The sequence below is a fragment of the Kitasatospora sp. NPDC051984 genome (genome assembly GCF_044593455.1).
GTDB lineage: Bacteria > Actinomycetota > Actinomycetes > Streptomycetales > Streptomycetaceae > Kitasatospora.
In genome coordinates, this window is sequence record NZ_JBIUCB010000023.1 from 14597 (window position 1) to 28487 (window position 13891).

Annotated in this window: 10 protein-coding genes; 9 read left to right on the forward strand and 1 reads right to left on the reverse strand. The window is 72.5% G+C overall.

Features of this window, described 5'->3' with window-relative positions:
* Positions 1-5 precede the first annotated feature (5 nt).
* Positions 6-1937 carry a glycoside hydrolase family 15 protein gene (locus tag ACIHEI_RS30645; RefSeq protein WP_396608993.1) on the reverse strand — a complete coding sequence of 644 codons (1932 nt, stop codon included), beginning with the start codon at positions 1935-1937 and terminating at the stop codon, positions 6-8.
* 352 nt (positions 1938-2289) lie between these two features.
* Between ACIHEI_RS30645 and ACIHEI_RS30650 the strand changes: the two genes are divergently transcribed.
* The 9 genes from ACIHEI_RS30650 (at position 2290) to ACIHEI_RS30690 (ending at position 13715) form a co-directional block, all read left to right on the forward strand.
* On the forward strand, positions 2290-3960 hold the full coding sequence (locus ACIHEI_RS30650; protein WP_392955598.1) for a CTP synthase: 1671 nt from the start codon (positions 2290-2292) through the stop codon (positions 3958-3960).
* Between the two features lie 149 nt (positions 3961-4109).
* Positions 4110-4724, forward strand: a complete 615-nt coding sequence (locus tag ACIHEI_RS30655) for an NUDIX domain-containing protein (RefSeq protein WP_387636891.1) — start codon at positions 4110-4112, stop codon at positions 4722-4724.
* 806 nt (positions 4725-5530) lie between these two features.
* Positions 5531-7417 carry a tetratricopeptide repeat protein gene (locus ACIHEI_RS30660; RefSeq protein WP_396608994.1) on the forward strand — a complete coding sequence of 629 codons (1887 nt, stop codon included), beginning with the start codon at positions 5531-5533 and terminating at the stop codon, positions 7415-7417.
* A gap of 242 nt (positions 7418-7659) precedes the next feature.
* Positions 7660-8775 carry an alanine dehydrogenase gene (gene ald, locus ACIHEI_RS30665; RefSeq protein WP_100586047.1) on the forward strand — a complete coding sequence of 372 codons (1116 nt, stop codon included), beginning with the start codon at positions 7660-7662 and terminating at the stop codon, positions 8773-8775.
* A 480-nt stretch (positions 8776-9255) separates the two neighbouring features.
* The gene (locus tag ACIHEI_RS30670) at positions 9256-10317 is read left to right on the forward strand and encodes a ParA family protein (protein ID WP_387636889.1); all 1062 of its coding nucleotides are present in this window, start codon (positions 9256-9258) and stop codon (positions 10315-10317) included.
* Positions 10314-10832: a hypothetical protein gene (locus ACIHEI_RS30675; protein WP_387868368.1), complete on the forward strand. Its 519-nt coding sequence runs from the start codon at positions 10314-10316 to the stop codon at positions 10830-10832. Before ACIHEI_RS30670 ends, ACIHEI_RS30675 begins: the two co-directional genes overlap by 4 nt.
* A gap of 165 nt (positions 10833-10997) precedes the next feature.
* Positions 10998-11792, forward strand: coding sequence for a segregation and condensation protein A (locus ACIHEI_RS30680; RefSeq protein WP_392955592.1), 795 nt, complete (start codon positions 10998-11000; stop codon positions 11790-11792).
* Between the two features lie 131 nt (positions 11793-11923).
* Positions 11924-12526, forward strand: a complete 603-nt coding sequence (gene scpB / locus ACIHEI_RS30685) for an SMC-Scp complex subunit ScpB (RefSeq protein WP_396609045.1) — start codon at positions 11924-11926, stop codon at positions 12524-12526.
* Positions 12519-13715 carry a pseudouridine synthase gene (locus ACIHEI_RS30690; protein ID WP_392955588.1) on the forward strand — a complete coding sequence of 399 codons (1197 nt, stop codon included), beginning with the start codon at positions 12519-12521 and terminating at the stop codon, positions 13713-13715. The genes scpB and ACIHEI_RS30690 overlap by 8 nt, the downstream gene beginning before the upstream one ends.
* Positions 13716-13891 lie beyond the last annotated feature (176 nt).

Consider the following 13891-nt stretch of genomic DNA (forward strand, 5'->3'; position numbering starts at 1 on the left):
GGGTGTCAGTGCGACGACAGGTCCAGCCCGCCCGCGGCGGTCAGCCGCAGCGCCGTGTCGATCAGCGGCACGTGGCTGAACGCCTGCGGGAAGTTGCCGACCTGACGGCGCGTCCGCGAATCCCACTCCTCGGCGAGCAGCCCCAGATCGTTGCGCAGCGCCAGCAGCCGTTCGAACAGCTCGCGGGCCTCGCCGACCCGGCCGATCATCGCCAGGTCGTCGGCCAGCCAGAACGAGCAGGCCAGGAACGCCCCTTCGTGTCCGGACAGGCCATCGACGTTGTTGCCCTGCTCGTCGTGCGTCGGGTAGCGCAGCACGAAGCCGTCCTCGGTGGACAGTTCGCGCTGGATCGCCTCGATGGTGCCGATCACCCGCTTGTCGTCCGGCGGCAGGAAGCCGACCTGCGGGATCAGCAGCAGTGAGGCGTCCAGCTCCTTGCCGCCGTAGTACTGGGTGAAGGTGTTGCGGTCCGGGTCGTAGCCCTTGGCGCACACGTCCGCGTGGATCTCGGCGCGCAGCTTCTGCCAGCGCTCCGCCAGGCCCGGCGGCACGTTCTCCAGCTGCTCCAGCAGCTTGAGGGTGCGGTCGACGGCGACCCAGGCCATCACCTTGGAGTGCACGAAGTGCCGGCGCGGGCCGCGGACCTCCCAGATGCCCTCGTCGGGGTTGCGCCAGTGGTCCTCCAGGTACTCGATCAGGCGCAGCTGGAGCTGGTGGGCGTGGTCGTGCCGGGCCAGGCCCGACATGGTGGCCAGGTGCAGTGCCTCGACGACCTCGCCGTACACGTCGAGCTGGAGCTGCCCGGCGGCGCCGTTGCCGACCCGGACCGGGCGGGAGTCCTCGTAGCCGGGCAGCCAGTCGAGCGAGGACTCCGTGAGTTCGCGCTCGCCGGCGATGCCGTACATGATCTGCAGGTTCTCCGGGTCGCCGGCCACCGCGCGCAGCAGCCACTCGCGCCAGGCGCGGGCCTCCTCGCGGTAGCCGGTGCGCAGCAGCGAGGACAGCGTGATCGCGGCGTCCCGCAGCCAGGTGTAGCGGTAGTCCCAGTTGCGTTCGCCGCCGAGGTCCTCGGGCAGTGAGGTGGTGGGGGCGGCGACGATGCCGCCGGTCGGGGCGTAGGTGAGCGCCTTCAGGGTGATCAGCGAGCGGACCACGGCCTCCCGGTAGGGGCCCCGGTAGCGGCACTGCTCGACCCACTCGCGCCAGAACCGCTCGGTGGACTTCAGCGCGTCCTCGGCGTCCGGCGGCGCCGGGGCCGGCTCGTGCGAGGCCTTCCAGGTCAGCCCGAAGGCGATCCGCTCACCCTCGGTGACGGTGAAGTCGGCGTACGTGGTCAGGTCGCGGCCGTAGGTCTCGGCCCGGCCGTCCAGCCACACCGAGTCGGGGCCGGCCACCGCGACGGTGCGGTGCCCGCCGCCGCCGGGCTGCTCCACCCGGTGCACCCAGGGCACGATCCGGCCGTAGCTGAACCGCATCCGCACCGCCGAGCGCATCCGGACGGTGCCGGCCAGGCCCTCCACGATGCGGATCATCTGCGGCACGTCAGGCGTGCCGAGCAGGTGGCGCGGCGGCATGAAATCGATCACCCGGACGGTGCCGCCCTGGGTGTCCCACTCCTGCTCCAGGATCAGCGAGTCGCCCCGGTATCGGCGCCGGTCGCAGGGCAGCGCGGGTGCGGCGGCGGTCACCGGCGGGACGGGCGGCTCGGCGGCGTCCAGCAGGCCCCGGCTCGGCGGGGTGGCGGCGGGCGGCGGCTCTACGGGCAGCGCCGGGCCGATCCGCCAGAACCCGTGCTCGTCGGTGCCGAGCAGCCCCGCGAACACCGCGGGCGAGTCGAACCGCGGCAGGCACAGCCAGTCGACGGCGCCGTCGTGGCGGACCAGCGCGGCCGTCTGCATGTCCCCGATGAGCGCGTAGTCCTCGATGCGACCGGCCATGGCTCTCCGTTCCCAGCGGCCCAGCGTGCCCCGGCGGCGGCGGTGCGCACGGGTCGGGGGTCGGGCGAGGATGTCGACGTTTGAGCAGAATACGATGATTCGGGTGTTTCGGGCGCGTCCGGATTCCCCCGCCCGCCTGCCCGCACCCCGTGCGCCGCATGCCCTCCAGGCCCTTTCCCGACCCCCCGGACGACCCGTCCGGACGACCCGCCGGGGCCCCGCCCACCCGGACGCGGGCGAGCACTCGCCGGGGCACTGATACGCTGGTATCCCGTGGAACTGGTGGGAACGAGGGCCGGGTAGCCCCTCCACCGGCGTCACTCTCCGACACGACACCCACGGGAGCCCCCTCTTGGCACAGCCCCATTCCGGCAAGTCGGCCAACGGCCGCGCCGTGACGACCAAGCACCTCTTCGTCACCGGGGGTGTCGCCTCTTCGCTCGGCAAGGGCCTCACCGCCTCGAGCCTCGGCGCGCTTCTCAAGGCCCGCGGCCTGCGCGTGACGATGCAGAAGCTCGACCCCTACCTCAACGTGGACCCGGGCACCATGAACCCGTTCCAGCACGGTGAGGTCTTCGTCACCGACGACGGCGCCGAGACCGACCTCGACATCGGTCACTACGAGCGCTTCCTCGACACCAACCTGCACGGCTCGGCGAACGTCACCACCGGCCAGGTCTACTCCACCGTGATCGCCAAGGAGCGGCGCGGCGAGTACCTCGGCGACACCGTCCAGGTCATCCCGCACATCACCAACGAGATCAAGTCCCGGATCCGCCGCATGGCGACCGAGGACGTCGACGTGGTCATCACCGAGGTCGGCGGCACCGTCGGCGACATCGAGTCGCTGCCGTTCCTGGAGGCCGTCCGCCAGGTCCGCCACGAGGTCGGCCGCGACAACGTCTTCTTCGTGCACGTGTCGCTGCTGCCCTACATCGGCCCGTCCGGCGAGCTCAAGACCAAGCCCACCCAGCACTCGGTGGCCGCGCTGCGCAACATCGGCATCCAGCCCGACGCGATCGTGCTGCGCGCCGACCGCGAGGTGCCGCAGGCCATCAAGCGCAAGATCTCGCTGATGTGCGACGTCGACGAAGAGGCCGTGGTCGCCGCGATCGACGCCAAGTCGATCTACGACATCCCCAAGGTGCTGCACGCCGAGAACCTGGACGCCTACGTGGTGCGCCGCCTCGACCTGCCGTTCCGCGACGTCGACTGGACCACCTGGGACGACCTGCTGCGCCGCGTCCACGAGCCGCAGCACGTGGTCAAGGTCGCCCTGGTCGGCAAGTACATCGACCTGCCGGACGCCTACCTGTCGGTGACCGAGGCGCTGCGCGCCGGCGGCTTCGCCAACAACGCCCGGGTCGAGATCAAGTGGGTCACCTCCGACGACTGCGAGACCCCCGAGGGTGCGCAGCAGCAGCTCGGTGACGTCGACGCGATCTGCATCCCCGGCGGGTTCGGCGACCGCGGTGTCACCGGCAAGGTCGGCGCGATCACGTTCGCCCGCGAGAACAAGATCCCGCTGCTCGGCCTGTGCCTGGGCCTGCAGTGCGTGGTCATCGAGGCCGCCCGCAACCTGGCCGGCCTGCCCGAGGCGAACTCCACCGAGTTCGACCCGGCCGCCAAGCACCCGGTCGTCTCCACCATGGCCGAGCAGCTCGCCATCGTCGACGGCAAGGGCGACCTGGGCGGCACCATGCGCCTGGGCCTGTACCCGGCGAAGCTCGCCGAGGGCTCCATCGTGCGCGAGGTGTACGGCGGCGAGCAGTACGTCGAGGAGCGCCACCGCCACCGCTACGAGGTCAACAACGCCTACCGCGCGGACCTGGAGAAGACCGGCCTGCAGTTCTCCGGCCTCTCCCCGAAGGGCGACCTGGTCGAGTACGTCGAGTACCCGCGCGAGGTCCACCCCTACCTGGTCGCCACCCAGGCCCACCCCGAGCTGAAGTCCCGCCCGACCCGGCCGCACCCGCTGTTCGCGGGCCTGGTCGCCGCGGCGATCGACCGCAAGGTCGGCTGACGCTCCTGCTTTTGAGACCGTGCTGTTCTGAGGCCGCCCGTCCCGGAGTTCGCTCCGGGACGGGCGGCCTCGGCGTGTCGGGGCTTCGGCTCCGCTAGATTGGTCCTTTGTGTCTGACTGACGAGAAGGGGTGGTGCCCGGTGACCGGAATGCGCGACGTGGCCGAGGAATGGGACGTCCGGGACGGGCACACGCCCTTCCAGGGCCGGATGACGGGCATGCGCTCCGAGCAGGTGCGGATGCCCGACGGCAAATGGGCCCAGCGCGACTACCAGCTCCACCCCGGCTCGGTGGCCGTCCTCGCCGTCGACGAACAGGCCCGCGTCCTGGTCCTGCGCCAGTACCGGCACCCCGTCCGGCACCGGCTCTGGGAACTCCCCGCCGGGCTGCTGGACGTCCCCGGCGAGAACCCGCTGCACGCGGCGCAGCGGGAGCTGTTCGAGGAGGCGTACTGCAAGGCGGGGAACTGGCGGCTACTGGTCGACTTCTACACCTCGCCCGGCGGCAGCAACGAGGCGCTGCGGCTGTTCCTCGCCACCGACCTCTCCGAGGCCGAAGGGGACCGCTACGCGGCCCACGGCGAGGAGCTGGAACTCGAGTCCGCGTGGGTTCCGCTGGAGCAGCTGCTCGACCTGGTCCTGGCCGGTGAACTCCACAACCCCACCCTGGTCACCGGCACCCTCGCCCTCCACACGGCCCTGACGCGCGGCGGCATCGACGCCCTCCGTCCGGCGGACGCGCCCTGGCCGGCTCGGCCGTTCTGAGACGCCGCTCCGCGAGGGTGGGGGCTTCAAGGGGATGTCGGGTCGCCCACCTGCGCCCGCCCCGCTTCGCGGGCCCACCCGGCACCCGGCAGAACTAAAGGGGTGCGGGGTCGCTCGCCGGTGCCCTGGGCCCTGTCGGCACCCGGCAGAACCCCACGGGGCGGGGGCGCTCGTCGGCGCCCCGGGCCCTGCCGACGCCCGGCAGAACTAAAGGGGTGCGGGGTCGCTTGCCGGCGTCCCGGGCCCTGTCGGCACCCGGGAGAACCCCACGATGCGGGGTCGCTTGCCGGCGTCCCGGGCCCTGCCGACGCCCGGCAGAACCCCACGGGGCGGGGGCGCTTGCCGGCGTCCCGGGCCCTGTCGGCACCCGGCAGGACCCCACGGTGCGGGGCGTTCTGAGTGCGCGCTCCGGGCCCAGCCGGCACCCGGCAGAACCCTACGGGGCGGGGTCGCTTGCTGGCGCCCTGGGCCCTGTCGGCACCCGGCAGAACCCCGCGGGGCGGGGGCGCTCGCCGGTGCCCTGGGCCCTGCCGGCATCCGGCAGGACCTCACGATGCGGGGCGTTCTGAGTGCGCGCTCCGGGCCCAGCCGGCGCACGGCAGGACCCCACGGGCGGGGGTCGGGAGCGTGTCCACACTGCCCGTTGCATTCCGTGCGGCTTGTGTGGGCGGGTTGGGCCGGGGGGGTGGTGTGGGGGTTGGTGGGACCGGGGTGTCCGGGTAGGGCGGGGTGGTCGAACTACGCTTCGCGGACAGGGCCCGGTGTGCGGGTCCGGGGGGCTGGGCGACGGGTCGGGAGTGGCGCGGGTGGCGAGGGATGCGGCGGCGGTGGCCGAGGCGGCCGGAATCTTCGACGCGTTGCCTGCGGGCGCCCGGCCGTTCGGGGGGCGTACGGCGGAACTCGCGGCGCTGAGGGTGGCCGCGGGCCGGCCCGCGTCGGGGCGGGGGCGGTTGCTGGTGTTGGCGGGGCGGCCGGGGTCGGGCCGGACCGCGTTGGCCGTGGAGTGGGCGCGAAGCGTGGCGGGGGAGTACCCGGACGGGTTGCTCTACGCGCGGATGTCGGCGCCGGACGGGACGCGGGTGGGGGCGGGGCGGGCCGCGAGAAGGCTGCTGGAGCAGCTCGGTGAGCGGCCGGGTCTGGCGTTGCTGCCGGGGGCGGCCGAGGAGGATCCGGCGTGCGAGGCGCTGCGCGAGGCGCTGACGTCGCGGCGGGCGTTGCTGTTGCTGGACGACGTGCGGGACACCGGGCAGGTGTGGCCGCTGCTCGCGGAGAAGACCGAGTCGGTGGTGCTGGCCACCACCTCGGGGCCGTTGACCGGTATCGAGGGTATCGATCCGGTGATCCTGGGCGGCCTGGAACACCGGGCCACGCTCGAGTTGCTGTCCGAGCTGGTCGGCGGTACCCGGATCTCCTGCGACCCGGTGGGCGCGGCCGATCTCGCGGAGGCGTGTGCGAATCGTCCGGCCGCGCTGCGGCTGGCCGCGGGCTGGTTGCGGACGGAGCCGAGGCTGGCCGTCACGGAGGCGGCGGCCCGGTTGCGTCGTCCGCCGGAGCAGGTGCGGGAGCGCTCCCGCGCGGACGGGGCGGAGCAGTCGGACACCGTGCCGGTGGTGGAGGGCGATCCGCTGCGGGGGGCGTTCGAGCCCGCGTACCGGCGCCTTCCGGCGGCCCGGGCGAGGCTGTTGCGGCTGTGCACGCTGGCGCCCGGTCAGCAGGTCGATCTGCGGACCGCGTCGGCGTTGGTGGGCTGCCCGGCGCCGGAGGCCGGGACGCATCTGGCGGCACTGGCGGAGCTGGAACTGATGGAGCGGGAGCCGGCGGCCGCGGACGGCACGGAGCGCTACCGGGTGCCGGGGCGGCTGTACGGGCGGCTGGTGGAGCTGCGGACCGAGATCGACCGGCCGTCCGAGCTGGAGCTGGCCCGGGCCCGGCTGCTGGAGCGGCTGGTGCGGCTGGTCGATTCGGCGCGGCTGCTGCTGGATCCGGCGGCCGGGCCGAACCCGGACCCGCTGCCGGGGCCGCTGCGGCTGCGTTCGGCCGCGCACGCCGGGCAGTGGCTGCTGGGGGAGCGTGAGCAACTTCTCACCGCCGTCGCGGACGCCGTCGGCCAGGGCGACCTGGACGGCAGCGCGGGCCGGCTGGTGGCGGCGCTGCTGCGCGCGCTGCCGCTGACCGGGGAGGCCGCGCCGGCCGATCTGCACGCGCTGCACGAGTCGGTGCTGAAGGTCGCCGAGCGGCAGCGCGCCCCGCGCCGGGCCGCCGCCGCGCTGCTCAACCTCGCCGAGCTGCAGGCGGAGGCGGACCGCTGGGAGCAGGCCGCGGAGCGCTACCGCCGGGCCGTGGAGCTGTCCCGGGGCGCCGGGGACGAGGACGGCTGTGCCCGCGCGCTGGAGGGCGTCGGCCACTGCCACCGGGCGCTCGGCGATCCGCTGCGGGCCGCCGACGCGTACGGGCGGGCGCTGGTGCTGCGGCAGGCGGTCGGCGACCCGGTCGCGGAGGCGCGGCTGCTGGTGCGGCTGGCGGAGGCGCACACCGCGCTGCGGCGCTTCGAGGAGGCGCTGCGCGAGTACCGCTCGGCGGCGGCGGTGCTGCGCCGGACCGGCGACGCGCAGGGCGAGGAGCGGGTCGCGGCGCTGGCCGATCGCCTGCGGCGGCACCTGGGCCGGGAGGGGTTTCGTCCGCTTTCGGAGTAGTGTCTTGAGTGCGGAGTTCATCCCGCAATGTGGCCCCAGAAGGCACGGAAGCCTACGAATCTGCCAACGAGTCGAGCTGATTTGTTCGCTTTGGAAGGCTGACACGCTGCCTGGGCTTCATTACACTCGAACTCAGTCGCGCATGGATCTATGCACCGGTTGCCCCCGTTGTGCTCATCGTGTGCGGCAACCCGCCGGTCTTCCCCCGGTAGGAATCCCCATGCAAGAGGACGTGTTAGCCCGTGAAGGTCGGCATCCCCCGCGAGGTCAAGAACCACGAGTACCGCGTGGCCATCACGCCTGCCGGTGTGCATGAGCTGGTCCGCAACGGACACGAGGTCGTCATCGAGGACAACGCCGGTGTCGGCTCCTCGATCCCCAACGAGGAGTACGTGGCCGCCGGTGCGACCATCCTCCCCACCGCCGACGAGGTGTGGGCCGCGGCCGACATGATCCTCAAGGTGAAGGAGCCCATCGCGTCGGAGTACCACCGACTGCGCAAGGGCCAGACCCTCTTCACCTACCTGCACCTGGCGGCCGACCGCCCGGGCACGGACGCGCTGCTCGCCTCCGGCACCACCGCCATCGCGTACGAGACCGTGCAGCTGGCGAACGGCGCCCTGCCGCTGCTGGCCCCGATGTCCGAGGTCGCGGGCCGCCTGGCCCCGCAGGTCGGCTCGTACCACCTGATGCGTCCGGCCGGCGGCCGCGGCACCCTGCCCGGTGGCGTGCCCGGCACCCACTCGGCCAAGGCCGTCGTCATCGGCGGTGGCGTCTCCGGCTGGCACGCGGCCACCATCGCCATCGGCATGGGCTACGACGTGACCCTGCTGGACCGCGACATCAACAAGCTGCGCGAGGCCGACAAGATCTTCGGCAACAAGATCAAGGCCATCGTCTCCAACTCGTTCGAGCTGGAGAAGGCCGTCGTCGAGGCCGACCTGGTCATCGGCGCCGTGCTGATCCCGGGCGCCAAGGCCCCGAAGCTGGTCACCAACGAGCTGGTCTCCCGCATGAAGCCGGGCTCCGTGCTCGTCGACATCGCCATCGACCAGGGCGGCTGCTTCGAGGACTCGCACGCCACCACGCACGCCGAGCCGACCTTCCAGGTCCACAACTCGGTCTTCTACTGCGTGGCGAACATGCCGGGCGCCGTCCCGAACACCTCCACCTACGCCCTCACCAACGCCACCCTGCCGTACGTGGTGGAGCTGGCGAACCGTGGCTGGAAGGACGCGCTGCGCCGCGACGCCGCGCTCGCCAAGGGCCTGAACGTGCACGAGGGCCAGATCACCTTCCCGGCCGTCGCCGAGGCCTTCGGCCTGGAGTCGGTCTCGCTGGAGAGCGTCCTCGCCTGACGTCCCGCACCTGCTGTCGCCCCCGGCCGTCCTTCCTTTCGGTCCGGGGGCTTCGGCATGCCCGCGGCCGGTCCGGGGGGTTCCGCCGAGGTGTTCGGCGGTGTCCAGAGGTGTCCGGGCGTGTCCACGGTCGGTCAATTCCGGTGCGGTTTGTCACCCGCTCTGTCGACAAGACCACCTGACGGCCCCTCATGGCCCCCCGCCTGCGCGGAAACGTTAGGCTCGTCTCTTGACACGGGGTGGGTGGGTGGCCGACACAACGTGCCCACTACCGTGGATTGTGTTGCTGCGAATGCCCGAAACGGCCTAGAGTCGCAAACCGTTGGCATGCTGCCACGCTGACGAATCGACATAGAGTCCTGGATGGCCAAGGAGGTAAGACGACTTGTGAATGAGTCGACATTTGCTCCCGGGGGTGGTCAGCCAGGACTGGCGGAGCTCTCCGCCGGGCAGCCGAACGAGGAAGCCCGGCACGCCACGGTGGGTGCGCAGGAGGTCGGCTCGGTCGCGGTCCGCACCTTCGAGGCCCGCCAGAGCGCGGCGACTGCCGTCACCGACTACGACGCCGACTTCGCGGCGTACGGACTCGCGTACAACGAGCTCGGCTACGGGCCCTACGACGACCCCGACGCCGAGTACGAGCCCGACCCCGAGTACGCGGCCACCCTGGCCCCCGACGCGGCCCGCCAGCGCCGCGAGCGGGTCGGACCGACCGGCCGCCCGCTGCCGTACTTCCCGATCCCCGCGCCGGTCGCCGAGCACGGCCCCGCGCAGATCATCGCGATGTGCAACCAGAAGGGCGGAGTCGGCAAGACCACCTCCACCATCAACCTGGGCGCCGCACTCGCCGAGTACGGCCGCCGGGTCCTGCTGGTGGACTTCGACCCGCAGGGCGCGCTCTCCGTCGGCCTCGGCGTCAACCCGATGGAACTCGACGTCACGGTCTACAACCTGCTCATGGAGCGGGGCCTGACGGCCGATGAGGTCCTGCTGAAGACCGCCATCCCCGGCATGGACCTGCTGCCGTCCAACATCGACCTGTCCGCCGCCGAGGTGCAGCTGGTCAGCGAGGTCGCCCGCGAGTCCGCGCTGGCCCGCGCGCTCAAGCCGCTGCTGCCCGACTACGACTACGTCATCATCGACTGCCAGCCCTCGCTGGGCCTGCTGACGGTCAATGCCCTGACGGCCGCTCACAGCGTCATCGTGCCGCTGGAGTGCGAGTTCTTCGCGCTGCGCGGCGTCGCGCTGCTCACCGAGACCATCGAGAAGGTCTGCGAGCGGCTCAACCCCGAACTGCGCCTGGACGGCATCCTCGCCACCATGTACGACTCCCGCACCGTGCACTCGCGCGAGGTGCTGGCCCGGGTCGTCGAGGCGTTCGGCGAGCACGTCTTCCACACCGTCATCGGACGGACCGTCAGGTTCCCCGAGACCACCGTGGCCGGTGAGCCGATCACCACCTACGCCACCAACTCGGTCGGCGCGGCCGCGTACCGTCAGCTCGCCAGGGAGGTGCTCGACCGGTGCCGCCCCGTCGAGTGAGCCTCCCGGGGGCCGACGAACTGTTCCGGTCCACGGGCGGAATGGCCCTGTCGCCCTCGCTCGCGCGAAACGGTTCCGGCGGCGGGCCTGCCAACGGCGGGCCCTCCAAGGGCGGGCCTGCCGGGGCACAGGAGCCCTCGAAGGACGGTCAGGGCGCTCCCGGGGCGGGCCGCACCGCGGACGTCCCGGGCGCCCGGCCGGAGCCCCCTGCCGGCCCTGCGGGGCGCGCGGAGGACCCCGCCGAGGCGGCGCGGCGGGCGGCGACCACGACGGTGCGCGGACGCGGACGGGCCCGGCGCCCGTCCGGGCGGGAACGGCACGACGAGAAGATCACCGTGTACGTCTCCGCCGAGGAACTGATGGACCTGGAGCACGCGCGACTGGTGCTGCGCGGCGAGCACGGCCTGGCGGTCGATCGCGGACGGGTGGTGCGCGAGGCGATCTCGGTGGTGCTCGCGGATCTGGAGCAGCGGGGCGAGGCGTCGATTCTGGTTCGGCGGCTTCGGGGGCGTTAGCTGCTGCTCGGGGCGCGTTCACGTGCAGGTCATTGTCGTGGGACGCGATCCTGCGGACAGGTGCGTTCCCCTTCGCGCAGTACACCGCGCCCCTGTTTTGGCACCCACCTGCGCCCCGGTTTCACGCTCGGATGCCTCAAAGGCTTTCTGCCAGAATGGGACGTTATGTTCCAGGTCCGGTTGGAGAACTTCGAGGGGCCGTTCGACCTGCTGCTCGGGCTGATCGCGAAGCACAGGATGGACGTCACCGAGGTGGCGTTGTCGAAGGTCACGGACGAGTTCGTGGCGCACATCCGGGCGATGGGGCCGGAGTGGGACCTGGATGCGGCGACCGAGTTCCTGGTGGTGGCGTCGACGCTGCTGGATCTGAAGGCGGCGCGGTTGTTGCCGGCGGCGGAGGTCGAGGACGAGGAGGACCTGGCGCTGCTGGAGGCGCGGGACCTGCTGTTCGCGCGGCTGTTGCAGTACCGGGCGTACAAGGAAGTGGCGGGCCTGTTCGCGGAGCGGTGGGCGGCGGAGGCGTCGCGGCGGCCGCGGGCGGTGGGGCTGGAGCCGCACCATGCGCAGCTGTTGCCCGAGGTGGTGCTGACGGTCGGGCTGGAGCGGTTCGCGCAGCTGGCCGCGAAGGCGTTCCTGCCGAAGCCGAAGCCGGTGGTGTACGTGGATCACATCCACATGCCGCCGGTGAGCGTGCGGGAGCAGGCGGCGCTGGTGGTGGAGCGGCTGAGCGCGCTGGGGGAGGCGACGTTCGGGCGGCTGGTCGAGGACGCGGACAACGAGCTGGTGGTGGTGGCCCGGTTCCTGGCGCTGCTGGAGCTGTACCGGGAGAAGGTGCTGGCGTTCGAGCAGCCGCAGGCTCTGGAGGAGCTGGTGGTGCGCTGGGTCGCCGAGGGGGACCGGACGGTCGAGGTGACCGACGAGTTCGACCGCCCGGCGGGCGGGGAAGGCGGCGTTCGATGACGGAGCGGCGGCCGCGGCGGGCGCTCGGCCTGCCCGGGCAAGCCCGGCCGGGCGAGTGGCAGGAGCCGGTGCACCGGGACGGCGGGCCCGCGGCCGGGGTGCCGTTGCGGGCGGCGCTGGAGGCGGTGCTGATGGTCGCCGACGAGCCGGTGGCGGAGGCGCACCTGGCCTCGGTGCTGGCCGCGTCCAGCGGTGAAGTGGCGGCTGTGCTGCGAGAGTTGGCGGCGGAGTACACGGCACAGGGGCGCGGTTTCGAGCTGCGGCAGGTGGCCGGCGGGTGGCGGTTCTACAGCCGTGCGGAGTGCGCGGCGGCGGTGGACCGGTTCGTTCTGGACGGGCAGCAGGCGCGGCTGACGCAGGCCGCGCTGGAGACGCTGGCGGTGGTGGCGTACCGGCAGCCGGTGTCGCGCGGGCGGGTTTCCGCGGTCCGTGGTGTGAACTGCGACGGCGTGATGCGTACCCTGGTACAGCGAGGACTGGTCGAAGAAGCCGGCACCGAGCCCGAAACCGGAGCGATCCTGTATCGGACGACGAACTACTTCCTGGAACGGATGGGGCTGCGCGGCCTGGACGAGCTGCCGGAGCTCGCGCCCTTCCTGCCCGAGGTCGACGACGTGGAAGCGGAGTCCCTGGAGGGCACGATGATCGCGCAGGCGGTCGCCGCCGCACAGGAGGGGCCGAACCAGGCCGACCGGACCCAGACGGATACGACGTACGGACATTTTGATGCGTAGCAGTGGCAACGGCAGGAACAGCGGCGGCGGTCAGGGCCGGGGCGGACAGGGCGGCCGGGGCGGCCAGCAGGGCGGCGGCCGCGGCGGGTCGTCCTACGGCCAGGGCGGCGGACAGGGCCGCGGCGGGCAGTCCCGCGGCGGCTCGGGCTCCTACGGTGGCGGCTCGGGCTCGTACGGGGGCTCGTCGCGCGGTGGCAGCGGGCGCGAGGAGCGTCGCTACCCGGACCGGCCGCTGCGGCCGGAGGAGCGCAAGTACGACCGCCCCGAGTACGGCGGCGGCCCGAACGCGACGCCCTCGTACAGCGCCTACGGTTCGCGCAAGCCCGGGGCGGCGCCCCGGCCGCGCCGGGACGGGCAGGGCGCGCCCGGCGACCCGCGGCGTCAGCCGCAGCGTTCGCGCGAGCTGCAGGGCCGGATCGAGGACCGGGTGCTGGCTCGGCACGAGGGCCCCGGCAAGCAGGTCGGCGAAGAGGGCGAGCGCCTGCAGAAGGTGCTGGCGCGGGCCGGCATGGGCAGCCGTCGGGCCTGCGAGGAGCTGATCGCGCAGGGCCGGGTCGAGGTCAACGGCAAGCTCGTCGTCGAGCAGGGCCTGCGGGTCGACCCGATGAAGGACGAGATCAAGGTCGACGGCCTGACCGTCGCCACCCAGTCCTACCTGTTCTTCGCGCTGAACAAGCCGGCCGGCGTCGTCTCCACCATGGAGGACCCGGAGGGCCGGCAGTGCCTGGGCGACTACGTGACCAACCGGGAGACCCGGCTGTTCCACGTCGGCCGCCTGGACACCGAGACCGAGGGCCTCATCCTGCTCACCAACCACGGTGAGCTGGCCCACCGCCTGACCCACCCCAAGTACGGCGTCACCAAGACGTACCTGGCGGCCATCCAGGGCCCGATCCCGCGCGACCTGGGCAAGCAGCTCGCCAAGGGTGTGGAGCTGGAGGACGGCTGGGCGCGGGCCGACAGCTTCAAGGTGATCTCCAACGTCGGCAAGAACTACCTGGTCGAGGTGACCCTGCACGAGGGCCGCAAGCACATCGTGCGTCGCCTGCTGGCCGAGGTCGGTTTCCCGGTGGAGAAGCTGGTGCGCACCGCCTTCGGGCCGATCTCGCTCGGCGACCAGAAGTCGGGCTGGCTGCGCCGGCTGACCAACCCCGAGGTGGGTGCCCTGATGAACGAGGTCGGGCTGTAGCAGCTCGCTCCGGGAGCCCGTTCGCCGTACGGCGGGCGGGCTTCCGGCGTGTGCGGAGGGCTTTGCCGGGTCTTGACCGGTGAGGCGGGCCGTGCAGCCTTGCTATCGTTCGACCCGTTGGCAGAAGATTGCCACCGAAGTTCGCCCCGACGCGTGGCGGAAGTGCGCCACCGCGT

Coding starts and splice junctions, on each gene's coding strand:
- ACIHEI_RS30645 (WP_396608993.1), bottom strand. CDS start 1,937: ATGGCCGGTCGCATCGAGGACTACGCGCTCATCGGGGACATGCAGACG.
- ACIHEI_RS30655 (WP_387636891.1), top strand. CDS start 4,110: ATGCGCGACGTGGCCGAGGAATGGGACGTCCGGGACGGGCACACGCCC.
- ACIHEI_RS30680 (WP_392955592.1), top strand. CDS start 10,998: ATGTTCCAGGTCCGGTTGGAGAACTTCGAGGGGCCGTTCGACCTGCTG.
- scpB (WP_396609045.1), top strand. CDS start 11,924: ATGGTCGCCGACGAGCCGGTGGCGGAGGCGCACCTGGCCTCGGTGCTG.
- ACIHEI_RS30690 (WP_392955588.1), top strand. CDS start 12,519: ATGCGTAGCAGTGGCAACGGCAGGAACAGCGGCGGCGGTCAGGGCCGG.